The sequence below is a fragment of the Bordetella genomosp. 4 genome (genome assembly GCF_002261185.1).
Taxonomy (GTDB): Bacteria; Pseudomonadota; Gammaproteobacteria; order Burkholderiales; family Burkholderiaceae_B; genus Bordetella_A.
This window is the reverse complement of record NZ_NEVQ01000016.1, coordinates 80,180-100,637: the sequence shown is the minus strand read 5'-3', so window position 1 is coordinate 100,637 and position 20,458 is coordinate 80,180. Positions and strand designations below refer to the sequence as shown.

The following is a 20,458-nucleotide window of genomic DNA, read 5'->3' as shown; positions in this document are numbered from 1 at the left end:
CATGGCTATCTACGATTTTTCTGGGCGCACATTGGTGGTGACCGGGGCGGCAGGCGGTATTGGGCGTGCCGTGGCGGAACGCTTTTTTCGTTCTGGCGCCAATGTGTTTCTGTTGGATCTGGATCAGAGCGCGCTAGAGGCCTTTGCCGCGACCTTGCAGGACGGCACTGATTCCGCCCATTTACCCGTCATTGCCACCTTTGCCGCCGATTTATCCGATGCGCAGTCGGCCGCCCGGGCGGCGGTTGAGATTGAGCAAACGTTTGGCGGTGTTGATTTTCTGGTGTCATGTGCGGGAATCTATCTGGCCGAGCCGTTAGCGCAGATGACGGACGAGCAATGGCGCCGCACACTGGCGGTGAATCTGGATGGGGTGTTTTACCTGACCCGCAGGCTGGTGCCGTTACTGCGCGAGAACAGTGCGATTGTGAATCTGAGCTCTATGGCGGCGCATCGAGGTGCGTTCTACAACGCACACTACAGCGCCTCGAAAGGGGCGCTGTTGAGCTTTACGCGCAGCATCGCACGCGAGCTGGGGCCGCGTACACGTGTCAATGCGGTCTCGCCTGGTATCATCGAAACCCCGATGACCTCGGCATTGCTACAGACTCGCGCCGCCGAGTCGATCGACCAATCCATCGTAAAGCGCCTGGGACAGGCTCACGAGGTCGCATCGGTGGTGGCGTTCTTGTGCAGCGATGACGCCAGCTTTATTACCGCCGAGGTCTTGCACGTCAATGGTGGACTGTATGTCTCAGGATGATCCTGTGGTGTTGCCTGATCCTTTGCGAGAGAGCCTGATTCCTCGTCCGGCAACCTTGCCGAGCGAGGTCGCCGACCGTTTGCGCCAGGCGATTTTGCAGGGCGATATCGTCGATGAAAATCACAAATTGCCATCTGAGGCGGCGTTGGCTGCTACCTATGGTGTGAGCCGGCCGGTGATCCGCGAGGCTATCTTCATGTTGAAATCGGATGGCCTGATCATCTCGCAGCAAGGCAGGGGGCAGTTCGTCAATCCACATGGCAGCAATGTGTTCCGCCTGGATACGAATATGGGCAACGGCGGCGAGATCGACGCGTTGTTCGAGTTTTTATTGTCAGTGGAGGTCTCGGCGACGCGTCTGGCGGCGCAACGCCGTACTGCTGACGATCTGGAACGTATTCGTGCATGCTATCAGCGGCTGTACGATGCCACGCGAGAGTTGGCCGACGGTTCGGAGGAGGACGGGCAGTTTCACAAGTCCATCGTGTTGGCCAGCCACAATCAGCATTTCATTGCTTTTGCGGGATTTCTGGACGGGCAGGTTCGCCGACTCATACGCACGGCGCGCAAGAATACCCGTAATCGTTCGCCGGATTTGATGTGGCAGGTACAGGCCGAGCACGAGGCGATCCTGAAGGCGATCGAAGCAGGCGATGCTGAGCAGGCCGCGCAAGCCGCCAGTGATCATCTGCAAAACGCATCGGCCCGACTGGCGTCCTATCGATCGTAGGGGTTTTGGTCTCGCCGTGGCGGTTGGGTGCGATATGGTTTTTGGACCGGCTCAACGCGACTTGCCGCAGTAACGCGCAGCGCTACGTCATCAGCCATCCTCCTGCCACATCCAACACTTGGCCGGTGACGAATCGGGCCTGGTCGGATGCGAAATACAGGCATGCATCGGCTACCTCTTGCGGAGTTCCCAGGCGCCCCAGGGCCGTGACTTTTACCACTGCATCGTTGATTTCCTCGGGGACAGTTTTCAGCAGCGGAGTGGCGATACGGCCAGGCGCCAACGCATTGACGGTGACCTGATGCGGGCCCAGTTCGGCCGCCCAATGTCGGGTCAGACCGATCAGTGCTGCTTTGGTCGCGGCATAATGTGCCGCCACGATATCGCAATACGCCCGGCCTGCGACTGACGACATATTGATGATACGACCGGTGTTTTGCTGCACCATGTGCGGGGTGACCAGGCGCGTCATGTAGAACACGCTGTTGAGGTTCACATCCACGACTTTGTCCCATTCCTGCGGGGACATTTCCCAGACATTCAGCGCACGGCCATTCGTTTTCGGGGAGATCCCGACATTGTTGACCAGAATCGTGGCCGGGCCGAGGGTCGCGGTAATGGCCTCATAGGCCTTTTGGCATGAGTCAAACTGCGAGACATCTGCCTGCACGAAATGCACTCGATGTCCCCGTTTGCGCAGGTTATCGGCATATTCATGTCCGGTCGACGCGTTGGCGTCGATCAGGCCCACCTGCGCGCCCTCGGCCAGCAGGCCCTCGACAATGGCGCTGCCGATGCCGCCTGCGGCGCCGGTCACGATCGCGATTTGATCGTTAAAACGCATGGTGGTCAGTCCTTGATCTTTAACATGATCTTGCCAATATGCTTGCTGCTTTCCATCAGTTGATGCGCCTGTACCACTTGGTCCAGCGTGAACACCTGATGGATCAATGGCAGGCAACGGCCCGATTCCATCAGAGGGAAGACCCGTTCCACCAGTGCCTGGCCGATAGCGGCTTTATCTTCGTCTGTTCTGGGACGCAGCGTAGAGCCGGTGAACGACAGTCGCTTCAGCATGATAGGCATGGCGTCGATCTGCGCCTTGCTGCCTTCCAGAAAGGCGATCTGCACCAGACGGCCGTTCAGCGCCAGGCTGCGCAGGTTTTTGTTGATATAGTCGCCGCCCACCATGTCCAGAATGACATCGACTCCCTTGCCTTGTGTGGCCTCGCTCAGTACTTTTTCAAAGTCCTGGTCGCGATATTGGATCGTGTGATCGGCGCCGGCCTTTGTGCAGGCAGCTGCCTTGTCGGCATTGCCTACCGTGGTCCATACGGTGGATCCCAAAGCGTGCGCCAATTGGATTGCCGTCAGACCTATGCCACTGGATCCGCCGTGCACCAACAATGTCTCTCCGGGCTTTAACGCCGCGCGTTCGAATACATTGGCCCACACTGTGAAGTAGTTTTCCGGAATCGCCGCTGCGTGCAGCAAGTCCAGGCCCTTTGGGATGGGTAGACATTGCCGTTCGTCGGTCAGGCAGTATTGCGCGTAGCCGCCGCCAGGCGTCAACGCACATACGACGTCACCGACGCGTCGGTCGTGTACATCCGGGCCTACGGCAATGATGCGGCCAGAGACCTCCAGGCCCAGGTGAGGCGATGCGCCGGGCGGCGGAGGATACGACCCCGCGCGTTGCAGGATATCGGGGCGATTGACGCCGGCGTAAGCGACTTCGATCAAGACCTGCCGTCCCTGGGGTTCCTCCATGGGGCGGGTGGCTATTTTCATGCAGTCGGGCGTTCCGCCCTTGCCGTGGTCGATATAGGTGCAGTTCAGCGACATGACACCGGTCCTCATAGGAAACAGATTGACGGTCAGTGGCCCAGATAGGCCTTCTTCACGTGTGGATTGACCAGCAGTTCTTCGCCAGTGCCAGAGAGGACGATGGCGCCGTTCTCCAGCACATAGCCGCGATCTGCCAGGCGCAGGGTGCGAAACACATTTTGCTCGACCAGCAACACGGTCATGCCATGTGAGGTGACGTTGCGGATGGTGTCGAACATCTGTTGCACCAGCAGCGGCGACAGGCCGAGCGACGGCTCGTCAAATACCAGCAGTTTCGGATCAGCCATCATGCCTCGTGCAATCGCGACCATCTGCTGTTCGCCGCCAGACAGCGAGCCGGCATATTGATTCAGCCGTTCCTTGACGCGGGGAAAAATGGTGAGGACTTCTTCCAGCTTGCGATTCACAATCGGCCTGGCTGCGCGTTTGTACGACCCCATCAGCAGGTTGTCGCGCACGGTGAAGTGGGGGAATAGCTGGCGGCCCTCGGGGATCATGGTAATGCCCGCGTCAACAATGTCGTAGGGCGTCAGATTGGTGAGATCCCGGCCTTCGAACTCCACTTTGCCCGCCGTGCTGGCAATGACGCCGCACAGCGTTTTCAGGGTCGTCGTCTTTCCCGCGCCGTTCGCGCCGATCAGCGTGACGATTTCCCCGGCACGGACTTCAAAATCCAATCCGTTCAGGACCTGAGTCTTGCCATAACCCGAGGTCAGGTTCGATACCTTAAGCATCTTGGTACTCCTTGCCGAGATAGGCTTCGATCACCGCGGGATTCTCGACCACTTCTTTAGGGGAGCCCGTCACGAGTACGGCGCCTTCGTTGAGAACAATGATGCGATCGGACAGCGCCATCGTGGCCTGCATCATGTGCTCGATCAACAGCACCGATACGCCGGAATCGCGAATGCGCTTGATCATTTGAATGGCTTTTTCGATGTCGGTGGGATTGAGCCCAGCCATGACTTCGTCCAGCAACAGGATGCGTGGCCGTGTGGCCAATGCGCGGGCGATTTCCAGGCGTTTCATGCCCCCCACGGTCAGGCTGCGGGCTTCCGCGTTCAGGTACTTCAACAAATCCGTCTGTTCGGCGACGGACAAGGCGATTTGTTCGGCTTGCTCGCGGTCACGGGTGTTGATGAACGCGCCTAGCATGATGTTTTCCAGCACGGTCAGGCCGGTGAACGGCTTGGCAATCTGAAAGGTGCGCCCCAGGCCTTGGTGCGCAAAGGCATCCGGCGTGTTGCACGATATCCAGTTGCCGTTCTTGTCGCGCAGCGTGACCGAGCCTTTGTCCGGCGACAGGAAGCCCGACAGCAAGTTGAACACCGTGGTTTTTCCCGCGCCGTTCGGGCCTATCATGCCCAGAATCTCGCGTTCATTCAGCTGCAGCGACACATTGTTTGTCGCGCATAGGCCGCCAAAACTTTTGAACAGCTTTTCTGCGCGCAGGACGGGCTCGCCACGATGGGGCGTGTCGGTGTGTGCCAGGCCGTGCTGCATCGGTGGTTTCGATTTTGGCGTGCCGAGATAAGGCAGCCGTGCCATCAGGCGCCCCAGCGCCGGGCCAAATGCGCCAGCCAAACCGCGCGGAATCGTCAACACCACCGCGACCAGGATCAGGCCATAGATCAATCCATGCATGCCGCTGCCGACACTGCTGAGCCAGCCGCGAGCCAGCTCTGCGATCGGCAATACGAGGAACGTGCCGGCAATGGGGCCGCCCACAGTGCCTAGGCCGCCGATCAGGGCGAACATGGCGATCTGTATGGACAGATCCAGAGAGAACGCCGAGCTAGGATCCACAAAGGTCAGATAGGTGATATGAAACGTGCCGATCAAGCTGGTCAGCATGGCAGAGACCACGGCGGCCAGGATCTTGACGCGTACGGTATGGATGCCGACGGCCAGCGCAGCGTCCTCGCGCTCGCGAATCGCGATGAGGTAATGGCCTACGCGCGATTTCCGGATGAACCACGATACCCAGACGACAAAGAGGAACAGAGCAAACGCAATGATGACGTAGTTGATTTTTTCGCGGAAGACGATCCAGGTCCAACCGATGTTCAACGGCAGACTGATACCGCTCGATCCGCCGGTCCAGCTTTCCTCATGGATGACCAGCAACCGCACGACCTCCAGGATCGCGATCGTCGCCAGGGCAAAGAACGGCCCGCGCAGACGCAGGGTAGGGTAGGCGATCACGATGGCCACCACGCCGGAAATCACCGCACCGGTCAACATGCCGATCCACGGTGAAATGCCGAAATTCTGCGTCAACAATGTGGCGGTATAGCCGCCTATGCCGTAGAACACCGCGTGGCCCAATGACAATTGGCCCGCGTAGCCGCCCACGATGTTCCAGGCCACGGACAACGACGCGTACACAAACAGCAGGACAAACAAATTGGTCCAGAAGGGCGTGCCCATGATGACGGGCACGAGGAACATCACCAGGAACAGGATGAGGCTGGTGTAAACCTTGGGATGACGGATATCGGGAAACACGGCGGGCTCCTTGTTATTCTGTGCCGATGCCAAACAGGCCGGTGGGACGCAGGACAAGGATCAGCAAAAAGATCCCGAAATACACCACCTCTTTCAGGTCGGGGGCGATGTAATAACCTGCCAGCGTATCGACGACGCCCAGAATCATTGAGCCGGCAACCGCGCCATAAAGGCTGCCCAGGCCGCCCAGCACCACAATCACAAATGCCGTGAGCACGAAATAGGTTCCCACCGTGGGAAAGACCGGGTACTGCGGTGCCAGCAATCCGGCGGCGACGCCGACAAATGCGGTGCCCAGCCCGAATGCGATGGCATAGACGGTGTGGACGTTGACACCCATCAGCATCGCGGCGTAGCGGTGTTGAGCAACGGCGCGCAGCGCGCGGCCCAGATAGGTGCGATGCATGAATAAATGCAGCAGCACGGCCAGCGTCAGACCGATAATGAATGTGATCAACTGCCCGGTCACCACGGTGTACGTCCCGACGTTGATCGTCGAGGTGCCGAGCTCTACAGGGGCACGATAGACATTGGCGCCAAAGATCACCAGGGCCAGGTTCAGCAGTATCGTCGATACGCCTACCGTGGCAAAGATCTGTATATGTTCATCGGCATTGAGCAACGGTTGAATAATTGCCTTTTGCGTCATTGCGCCGAGTGCAAACAGAATCACCGCAACCGGAATCAGGCCGGCATAAGGGTGTACGCCGAAATGCGTGGCGATCAGATAGACCATGTACATGCCTATCATGAGGAATTCGCCGTGCGCGAAATTCACCACTCGCACCACACCGAATATCAACGTCAGCCCCAGACTGATGATGGTGTAGGCGCCGCCTAGCAACAGGCCATTGATGACCAGTTGAACAAAAATGTCCATTGTGCAACCTCTGTGATGGGAAGCCTCCCGGTGTCCCGCGCGGACCAGGAGACTTTTGAGGGGCAAGGAAACGTGAGGCGGTCCCGCATTTCCTTGAGAGCCGCGGGCCGTTTCTCGTGAACGGCGCCGCGGCGGCAAATCATTTACTTGTTAAAGATGGGCTTGCCTTGAGCGAGATTGGACGGCGCGATCGTGACGAGTTTGCCGTCTTGCCACTGCATGACGTAGAACGTGGAGGCCTTGTTCTGGCCATCTTCGCCAAACTCGAAGCCCCAGCCGTTGGCGGTTTGTCCCGCCGGCTTCTTATAGGCCAGCACAGCCTCGCGGATTTTTTCGGGATCCGTGGATTTGGCGTTGCCGATGGCTTCGAAGAACGCCTTGGCGCCCACGTAGTTGGTCAGGCTGTGGCCGGATTGCGGGTCGCTTTTATAGGTGGTTTTATAGGCTTGCAGGAATTTATCCAGCCCTGGAGCGCCTGCCGGATTGATGGAGGATTGTGGAAAATCCAGATCGAAAACGCCGTTCATATCGGCGCCCACGGCCTTTGCGGTATCCGCCAACGAATAGCCGCCGCCCGCACCGATGACGACTTTGGGTTTGAATCCGCCAGCGCGTGCCTGACTGAAATACAGGATCGCGTCATTCTGATAGGCCGTCTGCAGTACCACATCAACTTTGGCGCCTTTCAGGCGCAAGATCAACGAGGACAGATCGACGGTCTTGGCGGAGTAGGGCAGGACTTCCGCTACGGTATAGCCGAGTTCCTGCGCCCGCTTTTTCTCTGTGGCTGCGACGTCGGTGCCGTATGGACCGTCTTCGTGGATGATGCCTATTCGGATATCTTTGGGGTTCAGGCCCATGCCCGGTGCGACGATGTCATGCAGGGCGTCGATCACTGCAACCCCATACAACGCCGTGTTCGGATTGCTGCGGAACAGATATTTGTAGCCGCGAGTCGTGATTTTGTGCGCGGTCGCGCCCAGTTCAAAATAAGGGATGCCGGCGAGTTCGGTCACGGGTGACGCGGCGTAGGAAATACCAGACGCGTAGCTGCCGAATACTGCCGCCACACCCGAGGAGACCAAGCGTTTGGTTTCGGATACTGCCTGGGTCGGGTCGACTGCGTCAGCTTTGAGGATTTCGATCTTCTCGCCGTTGATGCCGCCGGCGGCATTGATTTCATTGACCGCGAGTTCCAGACCTCGATAGCTCTCCTGGCCTAACAGCGCCAGGGCGCCGCTGAACGGAAACAGAGCGCCCACCTTGATATCGGCCCATGCGGTAGTGACCGAAAGCGCGCTGCATAACCCCAGTGCCAGTGTGAATTTTTTGATTTTGAACATTGTCTCGCTCCATGCGTTGATGTGGGAGTACGTGGGACTTTTTAGGGAGTCTGTCTTGGTTTTTATAATATATGATATATGAAATTTTGGGCTAAAAACGCCCTGTTCGATTCTAGTTGCCAAGGGAATGCGAAGAATCGGGGATTTCCCTAAAGCCGCATAAACGCTGGATTTTGAAAGAATTTTTTGCGTTTTCCGGACCTTTCTTCTTCTCCTCGCGATGGACGGTAGACGAAGTCGGCGTTGCAAAAAATTTCTGCGCACGAAGTGAAATAATCATATATCGTATATCACGATCGAGGCGATGCTCGTATAACAATTCGGAGACTCAGGTATGTTCGAAGAGGTTAATTACGTAGGTAAAAAGGTGCTGATCACCGCGGGTGCGGATGGGCTGGGCCTGGAGATGGCCAAGGTCTTTCACCATGCGGGCGCGACCGTGTTTATCTGCGATGTGAACGACACTCGGCTGGCGGAAGCGGCGAGCCAATTACCTGGACTGCATGCGGCGCATGCGGACGTGTCCAATGAAGTCAGTGTCGAGCGGCTGTTTGCCCAGGTCCGCAATGAGTTGGGCGGACTGGATATCCTGGTCAACAACGCGGGTGTGGCTGGGCCGACAGGCTTTGTAGAGACGCTCAGCAAGGCCGATTGGGATCGCACGTTGGCAGTGAATATCACGGGACAGTTCCTCTGCGCCCGTCAGGCGGTGCCGCTGCTGAAGCAGTCGCAAGCCGGCGTCATGATCAATCTGTCGTCGGCGGCCGGGCATCTGGGCTTTGCCGGCCGCTCTGCTTATTCCGCATCGAAGTGGGCGGTGATCGGTTTCACCAAGACACTGGCGATAGAACTGGGGGCTTATGGCATACGCGTGAACGCCATACTGCCTGGTGCGGTCGAGGGACCGAGAATCAGGGCCGTGATCGAGGCCAAAGCCAAAACGCTGGGGCGCCCGGTCGCAGAAATCGCCGAGCAATACGAAAGCCAGGCTGCACTGGGCCGTATGGTGAGCGCGCGCGATATCGCCAATATGGTGCTGTTCAATGCCAGCGAGGCTGCCCGCAGTGTCAGCGGTCAGGCGATCGTGATCGATGGCTTTACGCAAAAGCTCTATTGACCGGAGATCTCTTATGCGCACCGTTGCCATTATTGGAGCCGGCCTGATAGGACAGGGCTGGGCCATTGTTTTCGCGCGCCGCGGCTGGAATGTCAGGCTGTATGACGTGCAGACCCAAGGGCTGGGCGGGGCTCGCGAACTGATCGTGCAGCAACTGGCTGAACTGCAGCGCTATGGCTTGCTGGAGGACGTACAGGCGGCCGCCGATCGCGTCAGTATTGCCGAATCGTTGCAGGCTGCATTGGCGGGTGCAGACTATGTGCAGGAAAATTCGCCCGAACGATTGGAAATCAAGCGCGCCGTCTTCGCCGAGCTGGACCAGTACGCCGAACCCCACGCCGTAATCGGCAGCTCGACGTCCAGCCTGCCGGCCAGTGAATATACGGAGTCGTTACCCGGCAGACATCGCTGCCTGGTAGTGCATCCCGTCAACCCGCCGTATTTGATTCCATTGGTCGAGCTGTGCGGGGCACCGTGGACCTCACCGCAAACGATAGAAACCGCGCGGCAGATCATGCAGGAGTTGGGCCAGAAACCCATCACGGTCCGGCACGAGATCGAAGGTTTTGTGCTGAATCGTCTGCAAGGCGCGCTATTGCACGAGGCGTTTCGGCTGGCAGCAGCAGGGGTGGCCAGCGCCGAGGACATCGATACCACAATCAAAGACGGCCTGGGCCTGCGTTGGTCGTTCATGGGACCATTCGAGACCATAGATCTGAATGCGCCTGGCGGTCTGGCAGATTACTGCGCCCGTTATGGCGGGCTGTATCAGTCGATCGGTGCGACGCAGTCTCAACTCGTGCCGTGGGACGAGGCATTGGTGGGCTCGCTGGAGCAGCAGCGACGAGAGCAATTGCCGGCGAGCCAATTACAGGAACGCCGATTTTGGCGCGATGATCAGTTGATGAAACTGATGCGTCACAAGAACCAAACTGGAGACAAGCATGGCCAGAGCTAAACCGAAGATCGTTATCACGTGCGCAGTGACCGGCGCGATTCATACGCCCAGCATGTCGCCGCACCTGCCGGTGACCGCTGACGAGATTGCCGAGGCGGCGATAGGCGCGGCCGAGGCGGGAGCTGCAGTATTGCATTTGCATGCGCGCGATCCCCAGACTGGCAAGCCGTCCCAGGACCCGGATCTGTTTCGGCCGTTTCTGCAGAAAATCAAGGAACGCACCAACGCTATCATCAACATCACGACGGGTGGCAGCCCGCATATGACGGTCGAGGAACGCATGCGTCCGGCGACAACGTTCAAGCCGGAGCTGGCGTCGCTGAATATGGGATCGATGAACTTCGGGCTGTTTCCCATGCTGGATCGGTTCAAGGAGTTCAAACACGACTGGGAGCGCGAACATCTGGAGAACAGCCGTTCGCTGATTTTCCGCAATACGTACCAGGATATCGAATCCATCCTGACCTTGGGCAATCAGAACGGCACGCGTTTTGAGTTCGAGTGCTATGACATCAGCCATTTGTATAACCTGGCGCATTTCGTCGACCGGGGTCTGGTCAAGTCGCCGCCGTTTATTCAGTCGGTATTCGGCATTCTGGGCGGCATCGGCCCTCATCCCGAAGACCTGATGCACATGAAACGCACGGCGGATCGGTTGTTCGGCAACGAATACGAGTGGTCCATCCTGGGGGCGGGGCGCAATCAGATTCCGCTGGCGACGATAGGCGCCGCCATGGGGTCGAACGTGCGTGTTGGGCTGGAGGATTCGTTGTGGATCGGGCCTGGCCAACTCGCTGAGTCGAACCGTTTGCAGGTCGAGCGGATCCGCACGATTGCGGAGGCCCTGAATCTCGATATCGCCACGCCTGATGAAGCGCGCGAAAAACTAGGATTGAAGGGCGCAGATAACGTGGCGTTCTAGCGAGGAGCAGGGAAAAGGGTAGGCCGTGACAACATCCCCGGCAAGATGATTGGCCGGGATGTTGCCACGCGAGGCCTGGTGCGAGCGATCATGTGAGTGGCTGGACATGAGTCTCGCGCGGGATGTCGCCGATCAACGTCGGCGTAGCGCGTCAACCAGCTCTTGCTCGGTTAGTCCGCGGTCGAAATTGGCGGCGTGGCGCGCGGCCAATGTCAGCGCAGCGGCCTCGTGCAACACCGCATCGTCGATGGCGGACGCCGCACCTAGTTCGCTCAACCGTGTCGGCAATCCCACCTGCGCATACCAAGCCAGCAACTCGTCCAGCATGGTGTCGGAACGATGTTCCAGATCCAGTTGTACCAACAGCCCCACGGCGACTTGCAGGCCATGCAGCGCCTGGCCTATGCCCGGGATGCGTGGCAGGCCGCGAGTCAGCGCATGAGCGATCGACAAGCCGCCACTCTCGAATCCGAGGCCGCTCATCAGAATCATGGCTTCAACGACTCGCTCAAATTCGGCAGTAGGTCGGCCCGTGCCTGCTGCGTCGAGCGCCGCAGCGCCGTCGGCCAGCAACGTGCGCATGCAGCCCTCGGCAATCAGTTGCGCCGTCAGTGTCGACGCCGCGTTGAACATGTTTTGTCCTTGATTGCGGAAACACTGTTCGGCCTCGAATTTTTTCGAGATGGCATCACCCATGCCCGCGCGGAAAAACAGGGCCGGCGCGGTGCTGATGACCTCGGTGTCCACCAGCACAATAGTGGGATTGAACAGCATGTGCTCGACCGCCAACAGATTGTGGTGCGCGTCGTACAGAACGTAGTTCTTGCTGGTGGGAGCGTCGTTGGAGGCCACTGTCGGCACGGTGATCAAATGCTGGTGTTGGGCTTTGGCCACCGCCTTGCCTGCGTCCAGGGCCTTGCCTCCGCCCACCGCGATCACCATGTCCACGGATTGCGTCTGCGCTTGGGCTCGCAGCGAGGCAATCGTATCCGGCGTCATTTCGCCCTCGACGATCAAGGGGACCAATGCCACGTTTGCCGGTTTGCAGAGATCGACCAATCGCTCATGCAGTACGCCATAGACATAGCTGTCGATGACCAGTGCGGCGCGCCGCCCAAACAGCCCAGCCGATTCGCCGAGCGTGCGCAATGCTCCGGGCCCCTGGAAATAGCGGCCCGGACCTCCGAAAACCTTCAGCATGGTGTCTCCCTATTTGCGTGGTGTCGCACTGAGAAATTGTTGTTCTTTCTCTTTCTCGACCAACCAGTCGATCATGATCTGTCCGCCCCATACCAGGTCGGCCTGGATCGCTGTGCGGGCAGCTTCGGGATCGCGGGCGATCAAGGCGGTCAGCACGGCCTCGTGGCGGTGTTCGTCGGTCGAATAGTCCAAGCCGGCGGTCTTGATATGAAAGACCTTCAGAATGGGGCCCGTGATCACCCAGAACGATTCCACGGTAGCGCGCAGGATCGGTTTGTTGCTGGCCTCGAGAATCGAGAAATGGAATTTGCGATTCAGGGCGCTGGCGCGCTTGGGATCCGTCGATGTGCAGGAAATGAATTCCTTTTGCAGCGCGATCAGGTTGTCCAGTTGTTTGCGGGTGATGTTTTTCGCTGCCTCGGCCGCACCCATGCCCTCGAGGTGAAAACGGATCTGCTGGATTTCCCGCAGTTTTTCCGAATTCACATAGGGCACGTAGACCGCCGTCGCGGCCTGCATTTCCAGGCCTTGTTCGCTGATCAGACGAAAGATGGCCTCACGTACCGGCGTAATAGAGACCCCCATTTCCGCGGCCAGTTCGCCGATGATCAGGCGCTCGCCAGGCTCGTATTGCCCGTTGATCAGGGCGTTACGGATCTCGTTATAGACCTTGACGGAGAGGTTTTCTTTTTTGACCGGTTTCAGGCTCGACATGACGTGAAAGCACTTGCAAGTGACGGGACGGGTGAATTCTAGCTTGCCATAGCGCATTGTCCGAATTTAAGTATATTATATATCATATATCTTGACAGAAAAGAGGAGACTGACATGGCATTGGACGAGCAGGGGCCGGCGGCCCAGCCCCCCACGGCGCAACAAATTGCGCTGTTGCGTGAAAAGGCGCGCTATATACGCCTGGAAACGATCCGCTTGATCGAGATCGCAAAAGTCGGTCATTACAGTTCAGTGTTTTCTTGCGCTGAGATATTTGCTGCGCTGTACTACGACGTAATGCGCCTGCGCGAGGGTGAACCCGATTGGCCGGATCGCGATCGATTCCTGATGGGCAAGGGCCATGCGGCCGTGGGCCTGTTCCCCGTGCTGGCGGATCACGGATTCATCTCGCGCGAATTACTGGATGGCTATACGCGGCTAGGCAGCCCGTTGGGAGACCATCCGGACATGACGAAGGTGCCCGGCATTGATTTCAGCTCGGGCTCGATCGGGCATGCCCTGTCCAACGGTGTCGGGATGGCCTTGGGTGGCCGCATGAACCAGCGCCCTTATCACGTATTTGTCATGCTCGGTGATGGCGAGATGCAAGAAGGGCAAGTATGGGAGGCAGCATTGTTCGCTGGCCACAACAAGCTCTCGCGATTGATCGCCATCATTGACCGCAACGGCTATCAACTGGACGGCAAGGTCGATGATGTCGTAGGAGTCGAGTCGCTGCGCGATAAATGGACCGCGTTCGGATGGGAGGTGCACGAGGTCGATGGCCATGATCTGAATGCCTTGACGTACACGTTGCGCAAGCTCAAGGCGGATAGCGCTCGCCAAAGGCCTGCGTGCCTGATTGCCCGTACGGTAAAGGGGCGAGGCGTGTCGTTCATGGAAACCGAGCCGGGTTGGCACTTGGGTTATCTGGCGCCCGCCGATGCACAGATCGCCATTGACGAAATCAAATCCCAGGAGATCTGAACATGACACATACCCTGAGCGCAGAGTCTTGGCAGTACCGCGCCCTGAATGCGATGAATCCCGGGTTGAGCTATCTGTCCAACGCTCTCATTGACTTGGCCCACGAGGGGCATCCAGTGGTAGCGGGGTCCGCCGACCTGCAATATTCAAACGGCCTGAATCGTTTTGCCGCCGCATATCCGGATCGCTACGTGCAGTTCGGTATTTCCGAACAAAACATGGTGTCCGCTGCGGCTGGGCTGGCGACAACCGGGGTGATGCCATTCGTAGCAACATTCGCATCGTTTCTGGGATTGCTTTGCTGCGAACAGATACGCATGGATGTCGCGTATACGAAACTGCCGGTGCGGCTGATCGGCCATCATACGGGGATCAGCCTGGGGTTCTACGGAACGTCGCATCACGCTACAGAGGACATTTCGACCATGCGCGCCATCGCCGGACTGACGGTGGTGTCGCCGGCGGATGGCGCGCAATTAGCGTCGGCCATCAAGGCCTCGGTTCATTGGCCCGAGCCGATTTACTTCAGGATCGGCCGCGGCCGAGATCCGGAGGTGTACCCGGACGGCGTTCCGTTTGAGTTCGGCCGCGCTATCGAGCATAGCGTGGGCAGTGATTTGAATATCATCGCGTGCGGCATTACCGTCAGCGCGGCATTGCAGGCTGCGCAGGCCTTGCAGGGCCAGGGCTACTCCGTGGGGGTGATAGATATGCCCACGGTCAAGCCTCTGGATCGTGATGCTGTACTCAAAGCCGCGCGCGCGTCATCGCGTTTGCTGACGGTAGAGGAACACAATGTATTGGGCGGGCTCGGATCGGCCGTAGCCGAAGTCCTGGCGGATATCGGAAGCGGCACGCGGCTGCGCCGGCATGGTATCTATGATGAATACAGCTTGATTGCGCCGCCGACTACCTTGTATGCGCATTACAAACTCGACGCCGAGGGGATAGCGGCTGTTGCCCTGGAGCAACTGCGGTCTTGATGTTTCGATCTTGGTGAGGCCATGCGTCGTATCGCTGCATGGCGTGCGCCGGCATTGATAAGTGCACAAAGGAATGACAACGTGAAAGAAATCACCGGTACGACCCGTCTGTACGGCATTCTGGCCGACCCCATTCATCACGTGAAAACACCTCAACGGTTGAATGAATACTTTGCGCAGCTTGGTCACGATGGCGTGTGTGTGCCGTTTCATGTGACGCCAGACAACTTGGCGACTGTGGTTGCGGGCTTGCGGCAATTGCGCAATCTGGGCGGGTTCATTGTCACCGTGCCACATAAAACTGCTATTTTGCAGCTGGCGGACGAGGCGTCCGACGCGACGACGTTGATTGGCGCGGCGAATGTGGTGCGCCGCGAACCTGACGGACGATTGGTCGCGGACATGCTCGATGGCGAGGGCTTTGTGCGCGGCGTGCTGACAGCAGGTCATGAGCTGCAGGGCAAGACCGCCTATATGGCCGGGGCAGGCGGTGCGGCAAACGCGATTGCCTTTGCATTGGTCAAGGCAGGCGTGGCCAGCCTGACGATCGCGAACCGCACGAGTGCCAAGGCGCTCGACCTGAAGCAGCGTATTTTGACCCTGTATCCCGATGCGCAGATTCAGGTGGGCACACCGGACCCTTCAGGCCATCAGATCGTGATCAACGCCACGTCGCTGGGCTTGGCAGATGGTGACGCGTTGCCGCTGGATGTCAGCCGCCTGACGCCGGACCAACTCGTGTGCGAGATCATCATGCAGCCCAAGGACACGGCTTTGCTGCAGGCCGCACAGGCGCGGGGATGCCGTATTCATTATGGAGCCCCCATGTTGGCGTGTCAGATTCCGCTGATGGCTCAGGCGCTGGGCGTGCCGGGGGCAGGGCAGTGATGCAGCAGTACGACTTCATCATCGCAGGCGGGGGGACGGCGGGCTGCATTCTGGCCAACCGATTGACGGCAGACGGCAAGTATCGCGTGCTGATGCTGGAAGCAGGCACGGATGCACGCAGTATGTGGATTTCGATTCCTGCCGGTTTTAGCAAACTGCTCGTGAATCCGGTGTTCAATTGGCGGTTTCAGACCGAACCCGAAGATAACGTGCTGGGTCGAACCATCTCTGTGCCGCGCGGCAAGGGCGTTGGTGGCTCGACCCTGATCAACGGCATGATCTATGTGCGTGGCCAACCAGGCGATTATGACGCTTGGCGTGATGATGGCGCCGTGGGATGGGGCGCGGAGGATGTCGCTCCGTATTTTCGGAAAATCGAGAACTACGCGCTGGGTGGCCCGAATCGCGGCACGTCGGGGCCCATGCATATTGAGCAGGTTTCTGAGCGTTATCCGATTGCCGAGGCCTTCCTGGCGGCCGCGCAAGAGGATGGCCAGTCTATCAACACCGACTACAACGGTGCCGATCAGGAGGGCTTTGGCTACTATCAGGTCGTACAGCATCGCGGGCGTCGCTGGAGCGTGGTCGATGGCTATCTGAAGCCCGCATCGGGTCGCAAGAATCTGACAGTGATCAGCGGTGCACATGTGTTGCGCTTGTTGTTTGAGGGGCAGCGCTGTGCGGGCGTGGTTTACCAGAAAGATGGCCAGCAACACACCGTGCGTTCGAACCGCGAGACGCTGCTGTGCATGGGGGCGATTCAGACACCGCAGGTGCTGGAGCTGTCTGGCGTAGGTGACCCCGAGAGATTGCGAACGCTGGGCATCGACGTGGTGCATGCGCAGCCCCGTGTCGGAGAGAACTACATCGATCATTTCGCCACGCGGATGAACTGGCGTGTGCGCGGCACGGTGACTCTGAACGAGATGTCCAGAGGATGGCGCCTGGCCAATCAGGTCTTGCGGTACTACGCGTCGCATAAAGGCATACTGACGCTGGGCACGGGCCTGGTGCATGGCTTTGTAAAGTCTACGCCGGACCTGCCGGCCCCCGACGTGCAGTACTTTTTTGTGCATGCCAGTTATGCGAACGCCGCGGAGCGCATTCTGGATCGTCACCCGGGCATGACCATAGGTGTGGCACAACTGAGGCCTCGGTCGGTAGGCAGCATCCATATCAAGAGCGCCGATCCATTCGCGGCGCCTGCGATACGGCCCAACTTTTTGAGTGCCGAAGAGGATCGCACGAGCTTGGTGCGCGGGATGCAGGTGGCGCGGCGTATTGTCGGCCAGCCTAGTATGCAGCCGTATATCGAACAGGAGACCAGCCCCGGTGCGTCTGTGCAAACAGACGATGAATGGCTGGATTTCGCACGCCGAAACGGGCAAACCATTTATCACCCGATAGGCACATGCCGCATGGGGGCAGACGCCACCGCCGTGACGGATCCCCGCTTGCGGGTACGGGGAATAACGGGCCTGCGCGTAGTGGATGCGTCAGTCATGCCGCGCATGGTGTCGGGGAATACGCAGGCCGCGGTGATGATGGTGGCAGAAAAAGCGGCGGATCTTATCCTGGAGGATGTCCGGACGCGATAATTCCTAATGCGAGAGGGGTTGCGTGGCCGTTGCTCCCTGCTTGTCATGCGTCGCGTATTTCTCGATCATCGTCGCGCTGGCTCGGTTCAGGCCTGTGACGGTCACTTCGATGCCATTACGACGGAATTTATGAACGATGCGATCCAGTGCCTCGATTGCGGTGATGTCCCAGAAATGGGCGTGCGACAGGTCCAGGCGTACGGATGAAATCGTTTCTTTGAAATCAAATTCCGATACCAAGGCCTCGGACGAGGCAAAGAAAACTTGACCGCGTACCCGGTAATGGCGCTCGCCCGTTTGCGGATCTAACGTGGAGTCCACCGTCAAAATGCGGCGGGCTTTTTCGGTGAAGAAGATAGCGCTCAGCAGCACGCCCAGGCCGACGCCAATGGCGAGGTTATCGGTTGACACTACCGCAGCGACCGTGGCCAACATGACGACCGACGAAGTCTTGGGATTGGTTTTCAAGCGGGTAATGGAGCGCCAGTCAAACGTACTGATCGACACCATGATCATCACGGCAACCAGTGCGGCCATGGGGATCTGTTGGACCCAGGGGCCCAGGAATACAACGAGCACCAGCAGGAAAGCACCCGCGACGAAGGTGGACAGGCGGCCGCGACCACCGGATTTCAGGTTGATGACGGTCTGGCCGATCATGGCGCAGCCAGGCATCCCGCCTAAAAATCCCGCGACGATGTTGGCGCAGCCCTGGCCGCGGCATTCGCGGTTTTTGCTGCTGGGGGTGTCGGTGTAGTCATCGACAATGCTGGCCGTCATCAGCGATTCGAGCAGGCCGACCAAGGCAATACTGACCGAATAAGGAAAGATGATGCGCAAGGTGTCCAGCGAGAACGGGACCTCGGGAAAGGCAAAGATCGGCAGCTCGTCGGGGAATGCACCCATGTCGCCGACGGTGGGCAGATCCAGATGCAGCGTCATGGAGATGGCTGTCAGGACGATGATGCAGATGAGCGGCGAGGGCACGGCCTTGGTCAAGCGCGGCAAGAGATAAATGATGGCCAAGCCGCCCGCGACCATGGCATAAACGTAGGGCGGCACGTTGTGCAGCTGGGGCAACTGAGCCAGAAAGATCAAAATCGCCAGCGCATTGACAAAGCCGGTGATGACGGAACGGGACACGAAACGCATCAGCGATCCCAGCCCCAGAAAGCCCGCGCCGATTTGCAGCAGTCCGGCCAAGATGCCGGCGGCGAGGACGTATTCCACACCATGAGTCTTGACCAGAGACCCAATCAATAGCGCTACGGCGCCGGTTGCAGCAGAGATCATCCCTGGGCGGCCGCCTGCGATTGCGGAGACGACGGCAATGCTGAACGCGGCATAAAGACCGACTTTAGGCTCAACGCCTGCAATGATGGAAAAGGCGAGGGCCTCGGGGATAAGCGCCAGCGCGACCACAATGCCGGCCAGGATGTCGCCTCGAATGTTGGAGAACCATTCGTCGCGTAGAGAATGCGTGTGCATGAAAGGGCCTGAAGAGAAAACATGAAGCAGGCCGGCAGGAAGGCGTGATGGGGCGTGACGATCGCAAACGAAGTGATGTCGTCACAGAAGGCGGCAAACGTCTCTGAAACACATCAGATGCTGAGGGAGAATCACAGCGGCGCCAATAAAGGCGCACGCAAACCACGAACGTCCTGTCCGGTCAGGGAAATGACAGAAAAGAGTTCGTGGCGTAGTTACATGGGTATAGGGGCTGGCGGGTTGAATCGCACGCGGCGCAGTGCGCGCCAGCGTTTTCAAGTGGGCCGGATTTTAGGCGATTGTTTGCAACGCGTCCAATCAGTCCGGCGAGCAGAGGTATGTCGTCAGTCGAGACAGCATCAAATCGCAGGCCTCGATTTGCGAAATTTCCACATATTCGTCGGCTTTATGTGCGACTTCGATGCTGCCGGGGCCGCAGATCAAGACGGGTGTCCGATCCCATTGTTGTCGAAACAGGCCGCCTTCGGTGCCAAAGGCAACCTTGGTGCGCACGGTGTCTGGCGGCAGCAGAGAGGTAAGCAAGCGGACTGCCGATGAGTCTTCGTCGGTGGCGAGGCCTGGATAGGCGTTGATCAGTCGAACATTGGGCGGGGCGGCATCGGGATGGGCGTTATTGGCCGTCATCCGTGCTCGCGTGACCTCCAGAATGTGGGCCAGGATTTGCGCGGGGTCGTCCTCTGAAACGTTGCGGATTTCGAAATCGAGTTCGCATTCTTCAGGAACAATATTCAGCGCACGTCCTCCGCGTATCGTGCCAACGTGCACAGTCGAGTAGGGAATGGCATAGCCGTCTTCCTGAGGCCCTGACTCGGCAAGTTCCTGCTGGACTTCGCGCAAGGCGGCGATGAGATCAGTGGCGGTATGGATGGCGTTGACAAATCGCGGCGCCAAGCCGGAGTGGCCGGCTTGGCCGCAACACATTGCACGGTAGGCGGCTTTGCCCTTATGGCCTGTGCCGATTTTCATGAGTGTCGGTTCGCCGACGATGCACAGCGAGGGCGCGGGCAGTTTGCCTTCCAGTGCGCGCAAGAGATGGCGTACGCCTACGCAGCCGATTTCCTCGTCAAAGGACAGCGCCAGCAATAGCGGGCGTTTCAAGGGTTGACGCGCCGCATTGATCATGGCGACGACGGCACAGGCGACAAAGCCTTTCATGTCCGAACTGCCTCGTCCATAAATGCGGCCATCGCGTTCGGTGGCCTCGAAGGGCGGAAAGGTCCAGGGCTGGCCCTTTGCGGGGACGACGTCGGTATGGCCTGACAGCAGGACCCCAGCGGTATCCTGTGGACCGACACTGGCGAACAAATTGCAGCGCGAGGCGTCTTGCGGATCCGATACCAAGGTTGACGCGATGCCGGCCTCGCTCAATAACGCCTGTACGCGTGCCATCAGATCAGCATTCGGGGTCAAGGATACTGAAGGAAAGGCAATCAGTTCGCGCAGCAAGTCAAGACTGCTCAAGGACGAAGTGTTGTTCATAGAGGGGGCGCGTAAAGGATGATGGGGCGTG

Annotated in this window: 19 protein-coding genes; 9 read left to right on the top strand and 10 right to left on the bottom strand. The window is 58.7% G+C overall.

The genetic code is table 11. From position 1 onward, the window contains the following. The first annotated feature begins 1 nt into the window (after position 1). Both CAL20_RS17220 and CAL20_RS17215 read left to right on the top strand, forming a co-directional pair. Complete coding sequence (locus CAL20_RS17220) at positions 2–763, top strand: SDR family NAD(P)-dependent oxidoreductase (RefSeq protein ID WP_179266693.1); 762 nt, start codon at positions 2–4, stop codon at positions 761–763. Beyond that, positions 750–1,493 (top strand): FadR/GntR family transcriptional regulator, encoded by a 744-nt coding sequence (locus CAL20_RS17215; protein ID WP_176456470.1) that lies wholly within the window; start codon positions 750–752, stop codon positions 1,491–1,493. Before CAL20_RS17220 ends, CAL20_RS17215 begins: the two co-directional genes overlap by 14 nt. A gap of 82 nt (positions 1,494–1,575) precedes the next feature. Here the strand turns inward: CAL20_RS17215 and CAL20_RS17210 are convergent, their stop codons facing one another. The 6 genes from CAL20_RS17210 to CAL20_RS17185 form a co-directional block, all read right to left on the bottom strand. After that, complete coding sequence (locus tag CAL20_RS17210) at positions 1,576–2,337, bottom strand: SDR family oxidoreductase (protein WP_094820643.1); 762 nt, start codon at positions 2,335–2,337, stop codon at positions 1,576–1,578. Between the two features lie 5 nt (positions 2,338–2,342). Continuing rightward, a complete protein-coding gene (locus CAL20_RS17205; RefSeq protein ID WP_094820644.1) occupies positions 2,343–3,338 on the bottom strand; it encodes an NAD(P)H-quinone oxidoreductase in 996 nt (331 codons plus the stop codon). A 32-nt stretch (positions 3,339–3,370) separates the two neighbouring features. Then, a complete protein-coding gene (locus tag CAL20_RS17200) occupies positions 3,371–4,075 on the bottom strand; it encodes an ABC transporter ATP-binding protein (RefSeq protein WP_094820645.1) in 705 nt (234 codons plus the stop codon). Continuing rightward, on the bottom strand, positions 4,068–5,849 hold the full coding sequence (locus tag CAL20_RS17195; protein WP_094820646.1) for a branched-chain amino acid ABC transporter ATP-binding protein/permease: 1,782 nt from the start codon (positions 5,847–5,849) through the stop codon (positions 4,068–4,070). The genes CAL20_RS17200 and CAL20_RS17195 overlap by 8 nt, the downstream gene beginning before the upstream one ends. A 13-nt stretch (positions 5,850–5,862) precedes the next feature. Then, positions 5,863–6,729, bottom strand: a complete 867-nt coding sequence (locus CAL20_RS17190; RefSeq protein ID WP_094820647.1) for a branched-chain amino acid ABC transporter permease — start codon at positions 6,727–6,729, stop codon at positions 5,863–5,865. Between the two features lie 143 nt (positions 6,730–6,872). Further along, a complete protein-coding gene (locus tag CAL20_RS17185) occupies positions 6,873–8,072 on the bottom strand; it encodes an ABC transporter substrate-binding protein (protein ID WP_094820648.1) in 1,200 nt (399 codons plus the stop codon). Positions 8,073–8,406: 334 nt separating this feature from the next. Here CAL20_RS17185 and CAL20_RS17180 point away from each other — a divergent pair, with 334 nt between their 5' ends. The 3 genes from CAL20_RS17180 to CAL20_RS17170 are packed head-to-tail and all read left to right on the top strand — an operon-like array spanning position 8,407 to position 11,069. After that, the gene (locus tag CAL20_RS17180; RefSeq protein WP_094820649.1) at positions 8,407–9,189 is read left to right on the top strand and encodes an SDR family oxidoreductase; all 783 of its coding nucleotides are present in this window, start codon (positions 8,407–8,409) and stop codon (positions 9,187–9,189) included. A 13-nt stretch (positions 9,190–9,202) separates the two neighbouring features. After that, on the top strand, positions 9,203–10,147 hold the full coding sequence (locus CAL20_RS17175) for a 3-hydroxyacyl-CoA dehydrogenase (protein ID WP_094820650.1): 945 nt from the start codon (positions 9,203–9,205) through the stop codon (positions 10,145–10,147). Then, positions 10,134–11,069, top strand: a complete 936-nt coding sequence (locus CAL20_RS17170) for a 3-keto-5-aminohexanoate cleavage protein (RefSeq protein WP_094838477.1) — start codon at positions 10,134–10,136, stop codon at positions 11,067–11,069. The genes CAL20_RS17175 and CAL20_RS17170 overlap by 14 nt, the downstream gene beginning before the upstream one ends. Positions 11,070–11,201: 132 nt before the next feature. Here CAL20_RS17170 and CAL20_RS17165 read toward each other — a convergent pair whose 3' ends face one another. Continuing rightward, positions 11,202–12,269: a glycerol dehydrogenase gene (locus tag CAL20_RS17165; RefSeq protein ID WP_094838476.1), complete on the bottom strand. Its 1,068-nt coding sequence runs from the start codon at positions 12,267–12,269 to the stop codon at positions 11,202–11,204. 9 nt (positions 12,270–12,278) lie between these two features. Next, complete coding sequence (locus CAL20_RS17160; RefSeq protein WP_094820772.1) at positions 12,279–12,983, bottom strand: GntR family transcriptional regulator; 705 nt, start codon at positions 12,981–12,983, stop codon at positions 12,279–12,281. Positions 12,984–13,097: 114 nt separating this feature from the next. On the opposite strand from CAL20_RS17160, the gene CAL20_RS17155 reads away from it, so the two are divergent. The 4 genes from CAL20_RS17155 (at position 13,098) to CAL20_RS17140 (ending at position 17,439) form a co-directional block, all read left to right on the top strand. Next, positions 13,098–13,970: a transketolase gene (locus CAL20_RS17155; protein ID WP_094820653.1), complete on the top strand. Its 873-nt coding sequence runs from the start codon at positions 13,098–13,100 to the stop codon at positions 13,968–13,970. Between the two features lie 2 nt (positions 13,971–13,972). Next, positions 13,973–14,953 carry a transketolase family protein gene (locus CAL20_RS17150; protein ID WP_094820654.1) on the top strand — a complete coding sequence of 327 codons (981 nt, stop codon included), beginning with the start codon at positions 13,973–13,975 and terminating at the stop codon, positions 14,951–14,953. 81 nt (positions 14,954–15,034) lie between these two features. Continuing rightward, positions 15,035–15,841, top strand: coding sequence for a shikimate dehydrogenase family protein (locus CAL20_RS17145; protein WP_094820655.1), 807 nt, complete (start codon positions 15,035–15,037; stop codon positions 15,839–15,841). Then, positions 15,841–17,439, top strand: coding sequence for a GMC family oxidoreductase (locus CAL20_RS17140; protein WP_094820656.1), 1,599 nt, complete (start codon positions 15,841–15,843; stop codon positions 17,437–17,439). The genes CAL20_RS17145 and CAL20_RS17140 overlap by 1 nt, the downstream gene beginning before the upstream one ends. Positions 17,440–17,442: 3 nt before the next feature. Here the strand turns inward: CAL20_RS17140 and CAL20_RS17135 are convergent, their stop codons facing one another. Beyond that, complete coding sequence (locus CAL20_RS17135) at positions 17,443–18,927, bottom strand: SulP family inorganic anion transporter (RefSeq protein ID WP_094820657.1); 1,485 nt, start codon at positions 18,925–18,927, stop codon at positions 17,443–17,445. A gap of 318 nt (positions 18,928–19,245) precedes the next feature. Further along, on the bottom strand, positions 19,246–20,427 hold the full coding sequence (gene argE, locus CAL20_RS17130; RefSeq protein WP_094820658.1) for an acetylornithine deacetylase: 1,182 nt from the start codon (positions 20,425–20,427) through the stop codon (positions 19,246–19,248). Positions 20,428–20,458: the final 31 nt, after the last annotated feature.